The sequence below is a fragment of the Aeromonas sp. OTU364 genome (genome assembly GCF_038440395.1).
GTDB lineage: Bacteria > Pseudomonadota > Gammaproteobacteria > Enterobacterales > Aeromonadaceae > Aeromonas.
Map to the genome: position 1 here is coordinate 13125 of NZ_JASATR010000026.1, position 19219 is coordinate 32343.

18 protein-coding genes are annotated in these 19219 nt (G+C 60.7%); 10 read left to right on the forward strand and 8 right to left on the reverse strand.

Annotated features, from left to right (window positions below; all coding sequences use genetic code 11):
- Positions 1-23: 23 nt before the first annotated feature.
- Both leuB and leuA read right to left on the reverse strand, forming a co-directional pair.
- The gene (gene leuB / locus AAHB08_RS19690; RefSeq protein ID WP_319913020.1) at positions 24-1109 is read right to left on the reverse strand and encodes a 3-isopropylmalate dehydrogenase; all 1086 of its coding nucleotides are present in this window, start codon (positions 1107-1109) and stop codon (positions 24-26) included.
- Between the two features lie 259 nt (positions 1110-1368).
- Positions 1369-2931: a 2-isopropylmalate synthase gene (gene leuA / locus AAHB08_RS19695; RefSeq protein WP_342059853.1), complete on the reverse strand. Its 1563-nt coding sequence runs from the start codon at positions 2929-2931 to the stop codon at positions 1369-1371.
- Between the two features lie 406 nt (positions 2932-3337).
- Here leuA and AAHB08_RS19700 point away from each other — a divergent pair, with 406 nt between their 5' ends.
- The 6 genes from AAHB08_RS19700 to ilvN all read left to right on the forward strand — a co-directional run bounded on the left by AAHB08_RS19700 (position 3338) and on the right by ilvN (position 8590).
- Positions 3338-3961, forward strand: a complete 624-nt coding sequence (locus AAHB08_RS19700; RefSeq protein WP_005323843.1) for a TetR/AcrR family transcriptional regulator — start codon at positions 3338-3340, stop codon at positions 3959-3961.
- Positions 3962-4101: 140 nt separating this feature from the next.
- Complete coding sequence (locus tag AAHB08_RS19705) at positions 4102-4605, forward strand: phosphatase PAP2 family protein (RefSeq protein ID WP_342059854.1); 504 nt, start codon at positions 4102-4104, stop codon at positions 4603-4605.
- Positions 4602-5711 (forward strand): MJ1255/VC2487 family glycosyltransferase, encoded by a 1110-nt coding sequence (locus AAHB08_RS19710; RefSeq protein WP_342059855.1) that lies wholly within the window; start codon positions 4602-4604, stop codon positions 5709-5711. The genes AAHB08_RS19705 and AAHB08_RS19710 overlap by 4 nt, the downstream gene beginning before the upstream one ends.
- 35 nt (positions 5712-5746) lie before the next feature.
- Positions 5747-5899 (forward strand): hypothetical protein, encoded by a 153-nt coding sequence (locus AAHB08_RS19715; protein WP_005323837.1) that lies wholly within the window; start codon positions 5747-5749, stop codon positions 5897-5899.
- A 389-nt stretch (positions 5900-6288) separates the two neighbouring features.
- A complete protein-coding gene (locus AAHB08_RS19720) occupies positions 6289-8007 on the forward strand; it encodes an acetolactate synthase 3 large subunit (RefSeq protein WP_005323836.1) in 1719 nt (572 codons plus the stop codon).
- An 88-nt stretch (positions 8008-8095) separates the two neighbouring features.
- Positions 8096-8590 carry an acetolactate synthase small subunit gene (gene ilvN / locus AAHB08_RS19725; RefSeq protein ID WP_025328160.1) on the forward strand — a complete coding sequence of 165 codons (495 nt, stop codon included), beginning with the start codon at positions 8096-8098 and terminating at the stop codon, positions 8588-8590.
- A 396-nt stretch (positions 8591-8986) separates the two neighbouring features.
- Here the strand turns inward: ilvN and pta are convergent, their stop codons facing one another.
- Both pta and AAHB08_RS19735 read right to left on the reverse strand, forming a co-directional pair.
- Entirely contained in the window at positions 8987-11140 is a 2154-nt protein-coding gene (gene pta, locus AAHB08_RS19730; protein ID WP_025328159.1) for a phosphate acetyltransferase, read from the reverse strand.
- A gap of 69 nt (positions 11141-11209) precedes the next feature.
- Positions 11210-12412 (reverse strand): acetate kinase, encoded by a 1203-nt coding sequence (locus AAHB08_RS19735; RefSeq protein WP_025328158.1) that lies wholly within the window; start codon positions 12410-12412, stop codon positions 11210-11212.
- A 297-nt stretch (positions 12413-12709) separates the two neighbouring features.
- Between AAHB08_RS19735 and yfbV the strand changes: the two genes are divergently transcribed.
- Positions 12710-13150 carry a terminus macrodomain insulation protein YfbV gene (gene yfbV / locus AAHB08_RS19740; protein ID WP_025328157.1) on the forward strand — a complete coding sequence of 147 codons (441 nt, stop codon included), beginning with the start codon at positions 12710-12712 and terminating at the stop codon, positions 13148-13150.
- A 45-nt stretch (positions 13151-13195) separates the two neighbouring features.
- On the opposite strand, the gene AAHB08_RS19745 is transcribed toward yfbV, so the two are convergent.
- From AAHB08_RS19745 to AAHB08_RS19755, 3 genes are all read right to left on the reverse strand, one after another.
- Positions 13196-13696, reverse strand: a complete 501-nt coding sequence (locus AAHB08_RS19745) for a YfbU family protein (protein WP_005323826.1) — start codon at positions 13694-13696, stop codon at positions 13196-13198.
- Positions 13697-13915: 219 nt separating this feature from the next.
- The gene (gene bcp / locus AAHB08_RS19750) at positions 13916-14380 is read right to left on the reverse strand and encodes a thioredoxin-dependent thiol peroxidase (RefSeq protein WP_025328155.1); all 465 of its coding nucleotides are present in this window, start codon (positions 14378-14380) and stop codon (positions 13916-13918) included.
- Positions 14381-14403: 23 nt separating this feature from the next.
- The gene (locus AAHB08_RS19755) at positions 14404-14937 is read right to left on the reverse strand and encodes a glycine cleavage system protein R (RefSeq protein ID WP_025328154.1); all 534 of its coding nucleotides are present in this window, start codon (positions 14935-14937) and stop codon (positions 14404-14406) included.
- A 199-nt stretch (positions 14938-15136) separates the two neighbouring features.
- Here AAHB08_RS19755 and dapA point away from each other — a divergent pair, with 199 nt between their 5' ends.
- The 3 genes from dapA (at position 15137) to AAHB08_RS19770 (ending at position 18415) form a co-directional block, all read left to right on the forward strand.
- On the forward strand, positions 15137-16024 hold the full coding sequence (gene dapA, locus AAHB08_RS19760; protein ID WP_247627214.1) for a 4-hydroxy-tetrahydrodipicolinate synthase: 888 nt from the start codon (positions 15137-15139) through the stop codon (positions 16022-16024).
- Entirely contained in the window at positions 16017-17141 is a 1125-nt protein-coding gene (bamC, locus tag AAHB08_RS19765) for an outer membrane protein assembly factor BamC (protein ID WP_342059856.1), read from the forward strand. The genes dapA and bamC overlap by 8 nt, the downstream gene beginning before the upstream one ends.
- Before the next feature lie 170 nt (positions 17142-17311).
- A complete protein-coding gene (locus AAHB08_RS19770; protein ID WP_342059857.1) occupies positions 17312-18415 on the forward strand; it encodes a phosphoribosylaminoimidazolesuccinocarboxamide synthase in 1104 nt (367 codons plus the stop codon).
- Between the two features lie 128 nt (positions 18416-18543).
- Here AAHB08_RS19770 and AAHB08_RS19775 read toward each other — a convergent pair whose 3' ends face one another.
- On the reverse strand, positions 18544-19146 hold the full coding sequence (locus tag AAHB08_RS19775; RefSeq protein ID WP_342059858.1) for a short chain dehydrogenase: 603 nt from the start codon (positions 19144-19146) through the stop codon (positions 18544-18546).
- Between the last annotated feature and the right edge of the window lie 73 nt (positions 19147-19219).

Here is a 19219-nt window from a genome sequence, read left to right on the forward strand (position 1 = left end):
TTCCTTGTTATGTGCTGCGTGGCTCAGATCCGTGCGGCTATCTGGCTGCCCATCTCGGCGGTGCTCTGCACCGGGTGCTGTGCGTTACCCTGATGAAGATCGGCGGTGAAGTAACCCTCGGCCAGAGCCTGGGCCACGGCCTGCTCTATGGCCTGGGCGGCGGCTTCCTGGCCCAGGCTGTAGCGCAGCATCAGGGCGGCGGAGAGGATCTGGGCGATGGGGTTCGCAATGCCCTTGCCGGCGATGTCCGGGGCCGAGCCACCGGCCGGCTCGAACAGACCGAAGCCGGATTCGTTGAGGCTGGCGGAGGGGAGCAGCCCCATGGAGCCGGTGATCATGGCGCACTCGTCGGAGAGGATGTCGCCGAACAGGTTGGAGCAGAGCAGCACGTCGAACTGGGACGGATCCTTGATGAGCTGCATGGTGGCGTTGTCGATGTACATATGGTTCAGTTCGACATCGGGATAATCCTTGGCAACTTGCGTCACCACCTCGCGCCACAGGATGGAGGAGGCGAGCACGTTGGCCTTGTCGATGGAGGTGACCCTGGACTTGCGCACCCGGGCGGATTCGAACGCTATCTTGGCGATGCGCTCGATCTCGAAGCGGTGATACACCTCGGTGTCGAATGCCTTCTCCATGGCCCCTTCCCCTTCGCGCCCCTTGGGCTGGCCGAAGTAGATGCCACCGGTCAGCTCCCGCACGCAGGCGATGTCAAAACCGCGATCCGAGATGTCGGCACGCAGCGGCGAGAACTGCTCCAGGCCGGTGTAGATGCGGGCCGGACGCAGGTTGCAGAACAGCTTGAAGTGGGCGCGCAGGGGCAGCAGGGCGCCGCGCTCCGGCTGATCGTTGGGGGGCAGATGTTCCCATTTTGGGCCGCCGACCGAGCCGAACAGCACTGCATCGGCCGCTTCGCAGCCCGCTATGGTGCTTCGGGGCAGCGGGGTGCCGTGGTTGTCGATGGCGATGCCACCCACGTCGTGGCGATCATAGTCGAGGGAGAAGCCGAATTTGGTCTGCACCTTTTCCAGTACCTTGATGGCCTCGGCCATCACTTCCGGGCCAATGCCGTCCCCCGGCAATACTGCGATCCGATAACTGCTCATACTCTCTCCGTCCTGATGTTGTCTTGAGTTCCATCTGCCCAGTGACCCGATACTGCGAGCCTATGCCTGTTCAGACTGTCTCCGTCCTGATGTTGTGATTGTATTCCATCCGTTCAGCGAGCCGTTCGCTGCTCAGACGGTCTCCGATTTGGTGCTGTTTTTATATCCCATCTGCTCAGCGAGCCGATCGCTGCTCAGACGGTTTCCGATTTGGTGTTGTTTTTATGTCCCATCTGCTCACTGAGCCATCACTCACTGTTCAGACGGTTTCCGATTTGATGTTGTTATTGCGTTCCATCTGCTCGGCGACCTGATCGGCGCGCCAGATGCTGTTGATGACATGGACCAGGGCCTGGGCCGAGGACTCTATGATGTCGGTGGCCAGCCCCATGCCATGGAATTTGCGGCCCTTGTATTCGGCGACTATGTCGACCTGGCCGAGGGCATTCTTGCCTTCTCCCTTGCCCTTGAGCTCGTACTTGTCGATGCGGATCTCGTAGCCGGTGATGCGGTTGATGCACTGGTAGACAGCATCCACAGGGCCGTTGCCGGTGGCCGCTTCGCAGATCAGATCCTGACCCACCTTGAGCTTGACCGAGGCGGTGGCCAGCACAGAGCTGCCGCTCTGCACCCCGAGGTACTCCAGCTTGAAGTGCTCGGGCTCCTCGTGGATCTGGCTGAAGAAGGCCAGTGCCTCGAGATCGTAATCGAACACCTGCCCCTTCTTGTCGGCCAGGACCAGGAACTTGCCGTAGAGGTGGTCGAGATCGTAGCTGCTCTCGGCGTAGCCCATGCTCTCCATGCGGTGCTTGATGACGTGGCGGCCGGAGCGGGAGGTCATGTTGAGGTTGTTCTGGGTGAGGCCGATGCTCTCGGGAGTGATGATTTCGTAGGTGTTCTTGGCCTTGAGCACGCCGTCCTGATGGATGCCGGAGCTGTGGGAGAAGGCGTTGGCCCCGACGATGGCCTTGTTCGGCTGCACCGGCATGTTGCACAGCTGACTGACCAGCGTGCTGGTGCGGTGGATCTCGTTGTGACGGATGTTGGTGTGCACCCCGAGCAGGTCGGCGCGGGTTTTCAGGATCATCGCCACCTCTTCCAAGGAGCAGTTGCCCGCCCGCTCGCCGATGCCGTTGATGGTGCACTCGATCTGGCGGACCCCCATCTGTACGGCACCGATGGAGTTCGCCACCGAGAGCCCCAGATCGTCGTGGCAGTGCACCGAGATGATGGCCTGGTCTATGTTCGGCACCCGATTGAACAGGGTCTGGATGATGCCGGAGAATTCGGTCGGCACCGTGTAGCCCACGGTATCCGGGATGTTGATGGTGCGGGCGCCCGCCTTGATGGCGGCCTCCACCATGCGGCAGAGGTTGTCAATCGGCGTGCGGCCCGCATCCTCGCAGGAGAACTCCACGTCGTCTGTGTAGCGCAGGGCGTGCTTGATGGCGCCGACCCCCATCTCCAGCACGTCTTCGAAGCTCTTCTTCAGCTTGCTTTCGACGTGGATGGAGGAGGTGGAGATAAAGGTGTGGATACGGAAGGCTTCGGCGACCCGCAAGGCTTCGCCGGCGGCATCGATGTCCTTGGGCAGGGCACGGGCGAGGGCGCAGACACGGCTGTTCTTGATGTGGCGGGCTATGGTCTGCACCGATTGAAAATCACCGGGGGAGGAGACAGGGAAGCCCACTTCCATGATGTCGACACCGAGTCGTTCCAGCGCCTGGGCAATCTGCAGCTTCTCCTTGACCGTCAAGCTGGCCGACAGCGCCTGCTCGCCATCACGCAAGGTGGTATCGAATATGATGACTCGATCTGACATGTGACTTCCCTCTTCCTAAGTTCGGTGCGTGCATCCTGCATTGGCATAAAAAAACCCGTGCGGGGTGCACGGGTTTTTGTAAATTCCGGCTATGCCTTAGCCCGGCTACAAGGATCCCGCGCGAGGAGTCGCGATTAGGGAGAGCAGTAGTAGCGGAGCGGCAATATGCATGATGACTCAATCCTTCCAGTCGATAACGCTACTACCAATATCGAGATTTTTATGCTGTGTCAACTCGAAAGGACAGGTTCAATTCACTGTGTTATTTAATCGGATTGTAAAGGAGTGCAAATTTCCTTGTCCCATATTCGGTTCATGCCTGATTATCTGGTCGTTCCTGCTGTACTCGATCACCCGCACAATCAGATCGACTTATCAGCCCTTGCTGAATTATCTGAGGTATTCCATGGAAAAGCGCAGACCTGGCCGTCCGGTCGGACGTTCCGACATTCGTGACAAGCTGCTCGCCGCCGCACGCGAACGTTTTCTCAACACCCCCTACAGCAAGGTGACGACCCGCGAGATCGCCGAGCTGGCCGGCTCCAATCTGGCGATGATCCACTACTACTTCGGCAGCAAAGAGGGCCTCTACAAGGCGGTGCTGGGGGATGTGGCCGAGCCGCTGGATCAGGCCTGGCATGACGAGAGCAGCAACCGCAGCCTGACCGATCTGCTCAATACCTACTATCAGGTGATGGCGCCGAACAGCGAGCTGACTTCCGCCATCTCCAGCGCATTATCAACCGAGAAGAGTCCGGGGCGGGATTTTGTATTGAATCGTCTGCTGGAGCGCCAACTGCCCCAGTTCGATGCCCTGCTCGAATCCATGCGCTCCAATGGCCAGCTGGGTGACAACCTGGATCCCGAGATGCTGAAGATCTCCTTCCTCAGCATGATGTGGCAGCCCTTCGTGATGAAGGATCTCTACGAACAGGTGTTCGGCCTGACGGTGGACGAGAGCTTCATGAGCCGGTTGGCGGCCCACAACTGCCAGTTGATGGAGAACGGCCTGCGCGGTTCCCTGAACTGAGTCTTCCCGGGTAAAAACTGAAAAAAGGGCCGCATGGCCCTTTTTTGCATGGTGCATGTCACAAATCTGTTATCTCTCCTTCAACCAAGTGTCACTCCGCCGCCCTAGTCTGCAGGCAAGACTCAAGAGCAGGAGGCGTGATGAACAAGATCCAGCAATGGGACCTGCGGGTGTGCCGCGTCTGCCTGCTTCATCCCTACAACGGGCCGCAGGCCAGGATCAGCCGGCTCGTCTCCCGCACCGGTGACGGTCCCCTCTACGCCGTGCTGGCCGCCCTGCTCTGGTGGCAGGGGGAGGCGCAGCGGGACGTGGTGCAAGTGGCCCTGCTGGCCTTTGCCGCCGAGCTGCCGCTCTATCTGCTGCTCAAGAATGCCCTGAGACGCCAGCGCCCCGTGGGCTTGCCGGTCTTCATCACCCCCTCCGATCGCTACAGCCTGCCCTCCGGCCATACCGCCGCCGCCTTCCTGATGGCCACCGTGCTGGCGGCAAGTTTTCCGCTCTGGGCGCCCCTGCTGTTTCTCTGGGCCATATTGGTCGGGGCGTCGCGCCTGCTGCTCGGGGTGCACTATCTGAGCGATCTGGTGGCCGGCGCCCTGCTCGGGGGCGGCTGCGCCCTGTGGGCGCTCGGCTGGGGCCTGGGATGAGGATACTGTTCGGGGTACAGGGGACCGGCAACGGTCATATCAGCCGCAGCAGGACTCTGGCGCGCGCATTGAAGGGCAGGGGTATAGCGGTCGACTACCTGTTCAGCGGCCGCGCCGCCGACGGTTACTTCGAGATGGGGGAGTTCGGGGAGTACCGCACCTTCCCCGGCATCAGTTTCGTCAGCCATCAGGGCCGCATCTCGGGCTGGCGTACCCTCAAGGGACTCTCTCCCCTGCGCTTCTGGCAGGACATGCGGGCGCTGGATTGCCGGGGTTACGATCTGGTGATCAGCGATTTTGAGCCACTCAGTGCCCATGCCGCCCGGCGCTGGCAAAAACCCAGTCTGACCATCAGCCATCAGGCCAGCTTCGACTGGCCCATTCCGCGCTGGGGAGAGAGTGGTTTCAACCGCCAGCTGATGCGCCACTTCGCCCCGGTGAGCCGCTCTCTGGGGTTGCACTGGTTCCACTTCGGTCAGCCGCTGCTGCCCCCCATCATAGATCCCATGACTCTGGCCCCGGACAACCAGCAGATCCTGGTCTATCTGCCCTTCGAGCAGACAGAGCAGATAGCTGCGCTGCTGTCGCGCTTTGGCCAGCAGCGCTTCGTCTGCTTCCACCCCGGTCTTAGCAAGGCCAGTCAATGGCGCAACATCCGCTTCGAGCCTGCGGCCCGGGAGGGGTTCAAGCTGGCGCTGGCCGGTTGCCGGGGCGTCATCAGCAATGCGGGGTTTGAACTGGCCTCGGAGGCGCTGTCTCTGGGCAAGAAGCTGTTGGTCAAGCCGCTCGGCGGCCAGTTCGAGCAGCTGACCAACGGCAGGACCCTGGAGTTGATGGGGCTCGCCCAGTTGATGGAGACGCTGGATGCCAATGCGGTGCGGAGCTGGCTGGAGGCGCCGGCACCCGGCAGAGTGCATTACCCCGACGTGGCGGGGGCGCTGGCCGACTGGCTGCTGGCCGGTGCCGAGGAAGATATTGAGTCTCTCTCCCGCCGCCTGTGGGCCAGGACCCTCTTCCCGGAGGAGGTGTGCGATCGCCTCAGCGAACTGGCGGGCAACCCGACATTGGCCCGTCCCTGGTTATCGCAACTCAGCGCCTTTGACTAGACTGAGTTGATCCCACCAAGGAGAGGACGGACACCATGCGCTTTACCAATGAAAACGGCGACACCATGACCCTGGCAGACAATCTCACCCTGCATGAGCTGCTCGACATGGGGGTCAGCATCTCGGTCTGCGAAGAGACGGATCCGGATCAGCAGATCTGGCTGGCGGAGCCGGAAGACGAGCACTGAGACGCTATGGTTTTGACGGCCCGCCCCCAGGGGGCGGGCCATTTATTTCCATCCCGGCCCGGATTGGCAGCATGATCCGCTAGTTTATCCCCCATACCCCCCGCTTTGTTTCCGGTCTGGTGACCAAGTCACTGAATGTTAATAGCTGTTTGAAATTTATGACTGTTCTGGTCAGACAAAGCCGTGGACAAGCGTTCACAAGCGGGTTAAGTTGGTTTTTCACCCGCTTTTCGGGTGAATGATGGAAAAAACCTATTTTTCTACTACCGACGGCTCCGAACTCGCCTGGTCTGGATGCAGACAACAACAAGAGACGGATCGGCGCTGCCGGGAAGCAGCGGACTGTCGGTAGCTTTCGCTTAACGGAGCAAAGCCTGGAGGGCTTTATCATGGAGATGTTATCAGGCGCCCAGATGGTGGTTAGAGCGCTGGAAGATCAGGGAGTGGAACACGTTTTCGGCTACCCTGGTGGCTCAGTGCTCGACATCTATGACGCTCTCTTCGAAAACGGCAAGATGGAGCATGTCCTGGTGCGGCACGAGCAGGCCGCGGTGCACATGGCGGACGGTTACGCCCGCTCCACCGGCAAGGTGGGCACTGTGCTGGTGACCTCGGGTCCCGGCGCCACCAACTGCATCACCGGCATCGCCACCGCCTACATGGACTCGATCCCCCTGGTGATCCTGTCCGGTCAGGTGCCGACCAGCATGATAGGGGAGGACGCGTTCCAGGAGACCGACATGATCGGCATCTCCCGCCCTGTGGTGAAGCACAGCTTCCTGTGCAAGAAGGCCAGCGAGATTCCAGAGGCCATCAAGAAGGCCTACTACATTGCCGCCAGTGGCCGCCCGGGGCCCGTGGTGGTGGACTTGCCCAAGGACGTGCAGAACCCGAAAGAGAAATTCCCCTACCAGTATCCCGAGTCCGTTTCCCTGCGCTCCTACAATCCGACCAAGGCCGGACACAAGGGCCAGATCAAGCGGGCTGCCAAGCTGCTGACCGAGGCGAGCCGTCCGGTCATGTACGTGGGTGGCGGCGCCATCAATGCCAATGCGGATCATCTGGTGACCAAGCTGGCGGAGCTGCTGAACCTGCCGGTGACCACCACCCTCATGGGGTTGGGGGCCTTCAGCGGTACCCATCCGCAATTCATCGGCATGCTCGGCATGCACGGTACCTTCGAAGCGAACAAGAGCATGCACAACGCGGATCTCATCTTCGCCGTGGGTGCCCGCTTCGATGACCGCGTCACCAACAACGTGAGCAAGTTCTGCCCCAACGCCACCATAGTCCACATCGACATAGACCCCACCTCCATCTCCAAGACGGTGCAGGCCCATGTGCCCATCGTCGGCTCGGTGGAAACCGTGCTGGAGCAGATGCTGGAAGTGATCCGCGAGTGCGGTTTCGACAACGACAAGCAGGCGCTGGCGGACTGGTGGAGCCAGATCGATCAGTGGCGCTCCCGCAACTGCCTGGCCTACGAGACCCACCCCACCCTGATCAAGCCGCAGCAGGTCATAGAGGCGCTCTACAAGGTGACCAAGGGGGAGGCCTTCGTCGCCTCCGACGTGGGTCAGCACCAGATGTTTGCCGCCCTCTACTACCCGTTTGCCAAGCCGCGCCAGTGGATCAACTCCGGTGGTCTCGGCACCATGGGCTTCGGCATTCCGGCCGCCATGGGGGCCCAGTTTGCCAACCCGGATGCCGTGGTCTGTTGCGTCACCGGCGATGGCTCTGTGCAGATGAACATCCAGGAGCTCTCCACCTGCATGCAGTACGGGGTGCCCATCAAGATCATCTCCATCAACAACCGCGCCCTCGGCATGGTCAAGCAGTGGCAGAAGATGTTCTACGGCGGCCGTCACAGCCACTCCTACATGGAATCCCTGCCGGACTTCGTCAAGCTGGCGGAAGCCTATGGCCACGTCGGTATCGCGGTGAGCGATCCCGCCGAGCTGGAGAGCGCCATGGAGAAGGCGTTCGCCATGAAGGATCGGCTGGTGTTCATGGATATCTCGGTCGACCCGGACGAACACGTCTATCCGATGCAGATCAAGTTTGGTGCCATGGACGAGATGTGGCTGAGCAAGACGGAGAGGACCTGATGCAACACATCATCATTTCGGTCGTACTGGTGAAGAGTGAGCTCAGCACCATGGATAAGATGTGGCTGAGCAAGGCGGGGGAAACATCATGAGACATATAATTTCCGTTCTGCTGGAGAACGAATCCGGCGCCCTGAGCCGGGTGGTGGGCCTCTTTTCCCAGCGCGGCTACAACATAGAGACCCTGACGGTGGCCCCCACCGAGGATCCCACCCTGTCCCGCATGACCATAGTCACCATGGGTGACGAGCGGGTGCTGGAGCAGATCCAGAAGCAGCTGCACAAGCTGGTGGACGTGCTCAAGGTGTGCGATTTGAGCGAAGGGGAACACATCGAGCGGGAGATCGCCCTGGTCAAGGCGCGCGCCGCCGGTGGTGCCCGCGACGAGCTGAAACGGCTGGCGGATATCTTCCGTGGCCAGATCGTCGACGTCACCCCCGAGCAGTACACAGTGCAGCTGGTGGGCACCAGCGAGAAGCTGGACGCCTTCATCAAGACGGCGGCCCAGACCAACGAGATCATCGAGGTGGTGCGCTCTGGGGTCTGCGGCATCTCCCGCGCCGACAAGTCCCTGCGTCCCTGATATCAGGGGCTGGTAACCTGTCCAAAGGGGCTCTTCGGAGCCCCTTTCTCATGGTCGCTCGAGGGGGAGAAGTGCTGACCGGAACTGTCATTTTCTTTCAAATGATCGGTAAACTATCCACAAAAGCTGTGGAAAACTCTGTAGATTAGCGGTGTGTCTGGCGTTAGTTTGCTGATCTTAAAGGGATATTCTGATTTGATCCTGACTGGATCGCAATTGTGCAATCCCCCTGCGCGGATGTGAGTGTTTGCTTATCGCCAGCGCCTTGCCAGATGAGCCCCAGCGTCAGCTCGGGGGATCTGCTCAGGATCCTGATTTGATCTTGTGGATCAACATCTCGCCGCCATAAAAAACCCGCCGGAAGGCGGGTTTTTCACAGGGTCAGCGCGGGCGATATTACTCGGCCTGGGCTGCCTGGATACCGGTCAGGGCGATGGTGTAGACGATGTCGTCTACCAGGGCGCCACGGGACAGGTCGTTGACCGGCTTGCGCATGCCTTGCAGCATGGGGCCGATGGAGACCAGCTCGGCGGAGCGCTGTACCGCCTTGTAGGTGGTGTTGCCGGTGTTCAGATCCGGGAACACGAACACGGTGGCTTTACCCGCGACCGGTGAGTTCGGTGCCTTGGACTTGGCCACGTTCTCCATGATGGCCGCGTCGTACTGCAGCGGGCCGTCGATGATGAGGTCTGGGCGCTTGGCCTTGGCCAGCTCGGTCGCTTCGCGCACCTTCTCGACGTCCGCGCCGGCGCCAGAGGTACCGGTGGAGTAGGAGATCATGGCGACGCGCGGCTCGATGCCGAAGGCGGCAGCGGAGTCGGCGGACTGGATGGCGATCTCGGCCAGCTGTTCGGCGCTCGGATCCGGGTTGATGGCGCAGTCACCATACACCAGTACCTGATCAGGCAGCAGCATGAAGAAGATGGAGGAGATGAGGGACGAACCCGGGGCAGTCTTGATGATCTGCATCGGCGGACGAATGGTGTTGGCTGTGGTGTGCACGGCGCCAGAAACCAGACCGTCCACTTCGCCACGCTCCAGCATCATGGTGCCCAGCACCACGTTGTCTTCCAGCTGTTCGCGGGCGACCACTTCGGTCATGCCCTTGTTCTTGCGCAGCTCGACCAGACGCGGCACATAGCGCTCGCGCACTTCCAGCGGGTCGATGATCTCGACGCGATCGGTCAGTACCACACCCTGCTGTTCGGCGACGCGACGGATCTCTTCCGGGTTGCCCAGCAGCACCGGACGGGCGATGCCACGCTCGGCACAGATGGCGGCAGCCTTGATGGTCCGCGGCTCTTCCCCTTCCGGCAGCACGACGCGCTTGTTGGCCTGACGGGCCAGTTCGGTCAGCTGATAGCGGAACGCCGGCGGGCTCAGGCGACGGGAGCGGGTGGACTTGGCAGAGAGAGACTCGATCCAGTGCTTGTCGATGTGGCCAGCCACATAGTCCTGCACCAGCTCGATACGCTCGCGGTCATCTTCCGGGATGTCGACGTTGAAGTTCTGCAGGCTGACGGCGGTCTGCCAGGTGTTGGTGCCGGTGATCATGATCGGCAGGCCGGTAGCCATGGCCTGTTGGCACAGGGCGATGACTTGCGGCTCAGGGTGGTAGTTGCCGGTCAGCAGCAGGGCACCCAGCTTGACGCCGTTCATGGCGGAGAGGCAGGCGGAGACGATGACGTCGGAGCGGTCGCCTGAGGTCACCAGCAGGCTGCCCGGACGGAAGTGCTCGATCATGTTGTGGATGGAGCGGGCACAGAAGGTCACGGTCTGCAGGCGACGGCTGTCCAGCTCCCCCTTGTGCAGGATCTTGGCGGCCAGGTGCTTGGCGAGATCCTTGGCGCGCGGGGCGATCAGCTGGGTGTTCCAGGGGATGCAGCCGAGGATGCGCAGCGGGCTCTTGCCAAACACCTGCAGCACTTCCAGGTTGTGGGCGGTGTCGGAGGTGTGGTGATGGGCCTCGAACATCTCGGTCAGGTCGGGGCGGGTCACGCCGTGCTCGTCAACCGGTGCACCCACCTTGTTGATGACGCAGCCCACGATGCGCGGGTTGCTGACGCCACCGAAGTTGGAGCAGGCCAGCTCGATGCGCTCTTTGAGCTTCTGGCTGGAGTCGTTGCCCGGATGGGTCACGAACACCATGTCGGCATCCAGCGCCTTGGCGACGTCGTAGTTCAGCTTGTTGGCAAAGGGTTGCTTGTCGGTCGGCACCAGGCCTTCGATCACCACCACTTCGGCACCGCTGGTCTTCACGTGCTCTTCGAAGCGAGCCACGATCTCTTCCAGCAGGATATCGGTGTTGCTGGAGGTGATCATGTTCTCGGCGTAGGAGAGGGCGAACGGCTCGGGCGGGTTGATGTTGGCGGCGGCGCGGATCACGGCGGTGGAGCGCTCGGTACCGGTTTCACCCGGACGCGGCTGGGCAACCGGTTTGAAGAAGCTGACATTGACACCGTGACGTTCCATGGCGCGAACGACGCCAAGGCTCACGGAAGTTACGCCGACACCAGTGCCGACCGGGATGAGCATAATAGTGCGTGCCACTTATTACCCCTTGTTCATTTTTGGGATCAGGAAAAGGCCGCCCTGGGGCGGCCTTGCTCTACAGCAAATTTATGCGCCGACCAGTTCCAGCGCATCGTGGGCGATGACCCACTCTTCGTTGGTCGGGATAACCAGGGCCTTGGTGGAGCCAGCCTTGGTGATCTCGCCACCCTTGCCGAAGCGCGCCTTCAGGTTGGCGTCGTGGTCGACGTCAAAGCCCAGCAGGCCCAGCTTGTTCAGGGTGATCTCACGGATCGGGGCGGAGTTCTCGCCGATGCCACCGGTGAAGACCACGGCATCCAGACGACCGTCCATGGCGGCGGCGTAGGCACCGATGTACTTGGCCAGACGGTAGCAGTACACGTCCATGGCGCGCTTGGCTTCTTCCTTGCTGTCGTAGTTGTCTTCAACGAAACGGCAGTCGGAGGTGACTTCGGTCAGACCCTGCAGGCCGGATTCCTTGGTCAGCATGGTGTTGATCTCGGCGACGCTCATGCCCAGCTTGTCGTGTAGGAAGAAGATGATGGCCGGATCGATGTCACCGGAACGGGTACCCATCACCAGGCCTTCCAGCGGGGTCAGACCCATGGAGGTGTCGACGGACTTGCCGTTCTTGATGGCGCAGACGGAGCCGCCGTTGCCCAGGTGGCAGTTGATGATGTTGAGCTCTTCGACCGGCTTGTTCAGCTGCTTGGCGGCTTCCAGGCTGATGTAGTAGTGGCTGGTGCCGTGGGCGCCGTAGCGACGGATGCCGTTCTCTTTGTAGAGCTTGTACGGCAGGGCGTACAGGAAGGCTTCTTCCGGCATGGTCTGGTGGAAGGCGGTGTCGAACACGGCGACGTTCTTCTCGGCCAGCTCAGGGAAGACCTTGAGGGCGGCACGGATGCCGATCAGGTGAGCCGGGTTGTGCAGCGGCGCGTAAGGAATGGCGGCTTCGATACCGGCGATCACGTCTTTGCAGATCCGCACGGAAGAAGTGAATTGCTCGCCGCCGTGTACCACGCGGTGGCCGATGGCAATCAGGTTCTTGGACAGTTCAGGGTTGAGCGGCAGGATCTTGTGGACGATGTAGTCCAGCGCTTCCTGGTGAGCGGCACCGGCACCCAGATCGGCGCTGCCCTTTTCGCCGTTGAGCTTCCACTTGATGCGGGCGTCGTCGAGGTTGAAGCACTCGGCCAGGCCGGACAGCAGATCATCACCGGTGGTTGCGTCAATGACAGCAAACTTCAGGGACGAGCTGCCACAGTTAAGAACAAGAACCAGCTTACTCATGAATAAATCCTATCGCAGATTGGGTTGGAGGATGCGCCGGACGCGGTGCGCCCAAAAACTATCAACTTATCCTTATGAGGGTTGGCAATCTGTTGCTTGCCCCTTGTATAGTGATACAAGACCCGGAATTCTGACGTCCCTGACAGGCCAGCAGCAAACCACTGGCGTAAAAATTGGGCGTACAAAGGATAACCTGATTGTTGAAAAATAACAAAGTCATCCTCAACCTTTGTTATTGCCTCTCAAATATTGTCGAGGTTTTGCCGTTAATACGTTCAAAAAGAGCTCGGAGGTAGTATGAGCATGAACATTTTTGGAACTAAATTACAGCAAGGCCGTCATTATATGACTCTTTGGCCGCGCCGTCCCGAGCTTAATTCCATGTTCCCGGAGAATCGGGTGATCAAGGCCACCGAGTTCGCCCTCAGGGTCATCCCGGCGCTCGCCGTGCTCAGCGTCATGCTGCAGTTCCAGTTCGGCGAGCTGCACTACTGGCCCTCCGTCATGGCCTCAGTGTTGTTCCTGCTCAGTCTGCCGCTGCAAGGCTATTACTGGCTCGGCCAGCGTGCCGATACCCGCCTTCCGCCTTCCCTCGCCAACTGGTATCGGGAGATCAACGGCAAGATGAACGAGCAGGGGGGCCATCGTCAGCTGGTGGCCCGCCCCCGTTACGAGGAGCTGGCCGATACCCTCAACGCCGCCTTCAAGCAGCTGGACAAATCCTTCCTCTACGAATAACCCCGGCAGGGGAGCAAAAGGCGCCATCAGGCGCCTTTTTCACATTCAGGCGGCCAGCACCTTGCTGATCTCCTGGATGGAGAGCTTGTACTGACGGGGGCACTGACGCCAGGCCGCCAGCATGCGCTGGTACTTGTCGCGCATGGCGATGTCGCTGGAGAGCTCGTCGCAGGGGCAGGGCAGCTCGGGGAAGCGCTTGTCCACCTCCAGCAGGAAGCAGACATAATCCGCCAGTTCCCGCTCCTGGCTGCGGCTGTAGCCGTTGAAGGCCAGACGGCTCTCGTTCACCTCGGCCCGGGTACCGGCGTCGAGGTTGCCCCAGGAGATGGCCAGCGCATGGTGCAGCTCCAGGGTGTCCAGCACCTCCTGGCAGGTGGCGAGATCCAGGTGGCCGAAGCTCTTCTCCAGCTCGAGGATCTGCAGGCAGTAGCCACGTTCGACTATGGTGCTGGCCCGCTGGTAAAACGCCGCCTTCTCCGGATTGAGTTTGGCCAGGATCTCGTACTGATTGCTCAGGATCAGGCGTTCGGTATGGCTCATGTTCATGGGCTGTCTCGCTGGAAAATGAATCTGGGGTCACGTTAACCCATATCCAGGATGAATTTTTTGATCTGATAGGGGAGGTTGGCGAGAAAAACGGGGAGGAGGGCGCAATAGGGGCGCTGCTGTTGGCTGGAGATTCCCGGCTCTTGCGCGGCAGAACAGGGGGCAAATGATCAGGGCCTGCCTCTGCAGGCCCTGTTGTCATCTCTGAACTGGCGTGGGTCAGCCCTTGACGAGGTCGAGCACCACCTGATGGTGATCGCTGGTCTTGAACTTGTCGAAGCGGTGGGCCACCTTGCCCTCCTCATCGATGAGGAAGCTCAGTCGATGGATGCCGTCGTACTCCTTGCCCATGAACTTCTTCGGGCCCCAGACGCCAAAGGCATCGGCCACGGCGTGATCCTCATCGGCCAGCAGCCGGAAGTTCAGGTTGTCGCGCTCCTCGAACTTCTTCAGGCGCTTGGCCGGGTCCGGGCTGATGCCGAGCACCACCACGTTGAGAGCGGCCAGTTCGGCATTGACGTCCCGCAGGCCGCAGGCCTGGGTGGTGCAGCCCGGGGTCATCGCCTTGGGATAGAAATAGATGAGCACCTTCTTGCCCCGCAGGGAGGACAGGCTGACCTGCTGACCATCCTGATCGGAGAGGGAAAAATCGGGGGCCTGAGTACCAACTTGTAGTGGCTGCATGGGGTCTCCTCGGATAAACGCCGTCAGGCGTATTTGTGATTGACGATGAACTCGAATGACTCGGCACCCAGTTCACGACAGAAATCGGCGAAGGCCGTCTTCGAGTCCGCCGCCTCCCCCTGCTTGGCCTGATTGAGCTGGAAATTGGCCTTGAGCAGGTTGAAGGGTTGCTGCTCTAGCGTGACGGTCTGCATGGCCTGGATATCCCAGCCGTGATCGCTGAAGAACTGGGTGCACTGGCTTACGATGCCCGGCTGATCCCGGATCAGCACCTCGGCGCTGGCGCTGATGTCATATTGCAGGGAGTGGTGGCGCTCGGTGCGCTTCATCATGGTGATGAGATCCCACTCCTGGCTGCGCAGGGGGAGGCTTATCTCAAGCTGCATCAAGCTGTTCCAGTCACCGGACAACAGCATGATGAAAGTGAATTCGTTGCCGAAGATGCCAAGACGGCTGTCGACAATGTTGCAACCGCAGCCACTGACGTGACGGGTAACCTCATTGACGATGCCAGGCCTGTCCGTGCCGATGGCCGTTACGACCAGGTAGTGAGTCATAAATCGTCTCTCGTCCATTTATAGCGAATGCGGTGAGAGCGAGCGCCTGACGGGCATGACGCCCTGCTCCGGGCTCTCTCCTGCCCTCGTGCATCCATACGTTTTGTGGCGGATGGTAACACGGCTTGTCCCTTGCCTCCCTTGTTTTTCAAAAGGGGCAGCTTTACCATTACGCCCCTGAAAATCGGGAGAAATATCCATGTTACGCGGTAGTATTGTTGCGCTCGTTACCCCCATGCTGGCCTCGGGTGAGATCGATTGGACCAGTCTGGCGGCCCTGGTTGAGTATCATGTCGGTGCCGGCACCAGTGCCATAGTCGCGGTGGGCACCACGGGAGAGTCGGTCACCCTGAGCGAGCAGGAACATATCGCCGTCGTGGAAAAAACCGTCGAGTTCGCCGCCGGCCGCATTCCGGTCATCGCGGGCTGCGGCTCCAACAGCACAGCCCATGCCATCGCTCTCTCCCGGCGTTTCGCCCAGACCGGCGTGGTGGCGGGCCTCTCGGTGACCCCTTATTACAACAAACCCACCCAGGAAGGTCTCTATCGTCACTATTGTGCGATCGCCGAGGCTAGTGGTCTGCCTCAAATTCTCTATAATGTGCCCGGTCGCACCTGCTGCGATCTCAAACCGGAGACCGTGGCTCGTCTGGCCAAGGTTCCCGGCATTATCGGTTTGAAAGAAGCGACGGGTGATTTGAGCCGCACCCCGCTGCTGCGCGAGTTGTGCGGGCCGGATTTCGCGCTTTATAGTGGCGATGATGCCAGCGGATGTGATTTTATGCTGCAAGGGGGCGATGGCGTCATTTCGGTCACCACCAATATTGCGGCGCCCCAGATGGCCGACATGTGTCGTGCTGCGCTGGCCGGTGATGCCGGGCAGGCTCATGACATCAACAATCGATTGATGCCGTTGCATCAGACTCTGTTCTGCGAACCGAGTCCCATCCCGGTGAAGTGGGCCTGTGCCCGACTGGGATTGATGGCGACGGCGACCTTGCGCCTGCCACTGACCGACCTCACCCCCGAGGGGGAACAGGCGATGGCGCGAGCACTGACGACTGCGGAGTTGATGGCGAGTGTTTAAAGCAAATGGAAAGGGAAATGCAGTGCGCCTGGTGCTGAGTGTCGCGACTGTTGCCGTGTTGGCAGCCTGTAGCTCACCCCAGGATCGCAAGATGGCCAACCGTGGCTTCGAGTATGAAGAGAGCCGCCTCGAAGGTCGCGCCTTCCTCGTGCCCGCCGGGTTGAGTACCCCCGCCTTTAACAGTAATTTCGACATTCCGGCCCTGCCGGAAAGCAGCCGCGAAGGTGCCATCGGCGCCAAGGTGGACGTGCGTCCGCCAGCCCAGCTGCTGACAGTGGTTCCTGGCAGTCAGGTGGTGGCCAAGGCCAGCGAACCTACCCTGGCCTTCTATGCCCTGAGCACCAGTCAGAGCGTGGAGCGCGATACCTGGGCCTTCCTGATGAACTTCCTGGCCCAGCACAAGGTCACCACGGAGAAGCTGGATCAGCAGGCCGGCGTGTTGCAGACCGGCTGGTTTGACAACTCCGCCGCCCTCGATGGCTGGGCGGAGGAGGATGACGACTTCCGCATCCGTCAACGCTACCAGTTCACCCTCAGCAACGACCAGCAGCGTCATGCCGTCAACATGTCGGTGCGGGTGCTGGAGCATGAAGAGACCATAGACGGCGAGACCAGCACAGTGCTGACCCCGGCCGATGCCCAGCGCTATGCGACCCGGGCGCTGAACCAGTTCTCTCTCTACTACGACAAGCAGCTCAAGGCCCGCGAACAGCACAAGTCCACCGATGGCATGGGCCTGGAGCTGGGTTTGGACAACAACGAGCTGAGTGCCTGGATTGCCGATGGTTCCTTCGAGCAGGTCTGGCGCCGTCTCAACCAGGTGCTGCCGGCCTACGGTTTCACCATCAAGGATACCCAGCAGTCCCTGGGCTGGATCGACGTCGAGTATGACGAGCCCAATGCCGAGTTCTGGCAGACCAAGGGGGCCGAGCCGTTCAAGCTGGAGGAAGACCAGTACCGCTTCCAGCTGGGCGAGATGGCCGGGGGCAAGACCTCCATCACCCTGTTCGACAAGGAGAAGAAGCCGGTCGCATCCGGTGTCATCTCCCAGATGTATATCAGCCTGTCCGAGGCCTTTGCCAAAGGCGTGGCCGATCAGGCCGCTAAAGCAGAATAGAAACAGGGGCCTGGTGCCCCTGTTTTGTTATGTGGAGTTCGCGCAGAGGGCCCTCTTGGGAGCCTGTCCCGGCAGAGAGGCCTGGCGCTGCTTCGCTTGAATGAATCCCTCGTAGACAGGAGCCTGATGCGCCTGTCTTGTCAGTCCCACAACAGGAAGTGTTATTAGCCATGAGTCTTGCAGATCAAGTATTGGCGGTGAATGACGATTTGCCGATCCGTACCGATAAACCTGTCCATTCCGGCAAAGTGCGCAGCGTCTACTGGTTGACCCCCGCAGACAGTGCCCGGCTCATAAGAGAGAAAGGCTATGATGTGCCGGCCGATACGCCCCTCGCCCTCATGGTGATCAGCGACCGCATCTCGGCCTTCGACTGCATCTGGCAGGGTGTGGATGGTTTGAACGGCGTGCCGGGCAAGGGGGCTGCACTCAATGCCATCTCCAGCCACTGGTTCAAGCTGTTCAAGGAGAAGGGGTTGGCGGACAGCCACATCCTGGACATACCGCACCCCTTCGTCTGGATAGTGCAAAAGGCCCGCCCGGTGATGATCGAAGCCATCGCCCGCCAGTACATCACCGGCTCCATGTGGCGTGCCTACAAGGACGGCGAGCGGGAGTTCTGCGGCATCACGTTGCCGGAAGGGCTGAAGAAGGATCAGAAGCTGCCCGAGATCCTCATCACCCCGTCCACCAAGGGGATCCTCAAGGGGCTGGATGGCGTGCCGGAAGCGGACGACGTCAACGTCTCCCGTGCCGACATCGAGCGCCACCATCAGGCCTTCGGTTTCCGCTCCCCGGCGGACATCGACCGCTATGAAGTGCTGCTCAAGGAGGGTTTCAACGTCATCAGCGAGGCCCTGGCCGCGCTCGATCAGATCTTCGTCGACACCAAGTTCGAGTTTGGCTATGTCCAGGATGCCGCCGGTCGCGAGAAGCTCATCTACATGGACGAAGTAGGCACCCCCGACAGCTCCCGCATCTGGGACGGCGCCGCCCTGCGCAATGGCGAGATCGTCGAGAAGTCCAAAGAGGGCTTCCGCCAGTGGCTGCTGAACCACTTCCCGGATCCGGACATTCTGCTCAACAAGAACCGCATGCCGGAACGCTTCGCCCTGGCCCGGGACAACAAGCTGCCCACCGAGGTGATGATGGACATTTCCCATACCTACGTGGGGATCGCCGAGAAGGTCATCGGTCACAAGCTGGTGCGCAGTGCCAATCCCAAGCAGGAGATCATCGAGGTGCTGCGCGAGCAGTACGGTCTGATCGACTGAGGTTGACCGCCTTTTTTTGCCGCCGGCGCACAAACGTTTGCCGGCGGTGAAGGCAGCAAGCAGACAAATAGACGGGCCCCATGACGGGGCCCGTTTTTATTGGCGTCTGGCAGTGGGGGAGGGTGGCCTCAGCCATTGACCCGGAAGATCTGGCCGCTCTGCACCCCCAGCACCGACTTCTTGTAGGCCTGGGCCACCCTGGCGGCGGGCACGGGCACGAAGCCCGGGAAGAAGTCGGCGTACTTGTCCATGGACTCTTCCAGCACGGTGGGGCTCACCACGTTGATGCGCAGGCCCCTCGGCAGCTCGCAGGCTGCCCCCTTCACGAAGTGCTCTATGGCGCCGTTGATGGTGGTCGCGCTCACCCCCCAGTTGATGGGCTCCTCGCTCAGTATGCCGCTGATGAGGGTGATGGAGCCGTTGTCATTCAGATGGGGAATGGCGGCCCGGGTCAGGTTGATCTGCCCCATCAGCTTGCTCTGAAGCCCCAGCTGCCACTGCTCGTCGGTCATCTCGGTCAGGGCGCTGAAGGCCACGCTGCCGCTGGCGACCACCAGGGCATCGAACCGGCCTATGCCCGCAAACAGGGCGGCGATGGAGGCGCCATCCGTCATGTCGACGGTGGCATCCCCCCGGCTGTGGCCGACCCGGATCACCTGGTGGTCTCTGGCAAGCAACTCGCTGACGGCGGAACCTATGGTGCCGGAGGCACCCACAATCACAATCTTCATCTCTATCGCTCCTGGTTGGGATGTGTTGATGATAGCTGGATGAAAAGGGAGAAAAAGCGCTTAAGATAAACCC

Coding starts and splice junctions, on each gene's coding strand:
- leuB (WP_319913020.1), bottom strand. CDS start 1,109: ATGAGCAGTTATCGGATCGCAGTATTGCCGGGGGACGGCATTGGCCCG.
- AAHB08_RS19705 (WP_342059854.1), top strand. CDS start 4,102: ATGAACAAGATCCAGCAATGGGACCTGCGGGTGTGCCGCGTCTGCCTG.
- AAHB08_RS19735 (WP_025328158.1), bottom strand. CDS start 12,412: ATGAGTAAGCTGGTTCTTGTTCTTAACTGTGGCAGCTCGTCCCTGAAG.
- leuA (WP_342059853.1), bottom strand. CDS start 2,931: ATGTCAGATCGAGTCATCATATTCGATACCACCTTGCGTGATGGCGAG.
- AAHB08_RS19720 (WP_005323836.1), top strand. CDS start 6,289: ATGGAGATGTTATCAGGCGCCCAGATGGTGGTTAGAGCGCTGGAAGAT.
- AAHB08_RS19710 (WP_342059855.1), top strand. CDS start 4,602: ATGAGGATACTGTTCGGGGTACAGGGGACCGGCAACGGTCATATCAGC.
- AAHB08_RS19700 (WP_005323843.1), top strand. CDS start 3,338: ATGGAAAAGCGCAGACCTGGCCGTCCGGTCGGACGTTCCGACATTCGT.
- AAHB08_RS19715 (WP_005323837.1), top strand. CDS start 5,747: ATGCGCTTTACCAATGAAAACGGCGACACCATGACCCTGGCAGACAAT.
- AAHB08_RS19775 (WP_342059858.1), bottom strand. CDS start 19,146: ATGAAGATTGTGATTGTGGGTGCCTCCGGCACCATAGGTTCCGCCGTC.
- bcp (WP_025328155.1), bottom strand. CDS start 14,380: ATGCAGCCACTACAAGTTGGTACTCAGGCCCCCGATTTTTCCCTCTCC.
- AAHB08_RS19745 (WP_005323826.1), bottom strand. CDS start 13,696: ATGAACATGAGCCATACCGAACGCCTGATCCTGAGCAATCAGTACGAG.
- dapA (WP_247627214.1), top strand. CDS start 15,137: ATGTTACGCGGTAGTATTGTTGCGCTCGTTACCCCCATGCTGGCCTCG.
- AAHB08_RS19770 (WP_342059857.1), top strand. CDS start 17,312: ATGAGTCTTGCAGATCAAGTATTGGCGGTGAATGACGATTTGCCGATC.
- yfbV (WP_025328157.1), top strand. CDS start 12,710: ATGAGCATGAACATTTTTGGAACTAAATTACAGCAAGGCCGTCATTAT.
- AAHB08_RS19755 (WP_025328154.1), bottom strand. CDS start 14,937: ATGACTCACTACCTGGTCGTAACGGCCATCGGCACGGACAGGCCTGGC.
- ilvN (WP_025328160.1), top strand. CDS start 8,096: ATGAGACATATAATTTCCGTTCTGCTGGAGAACGAATCCGGCGCCCTG.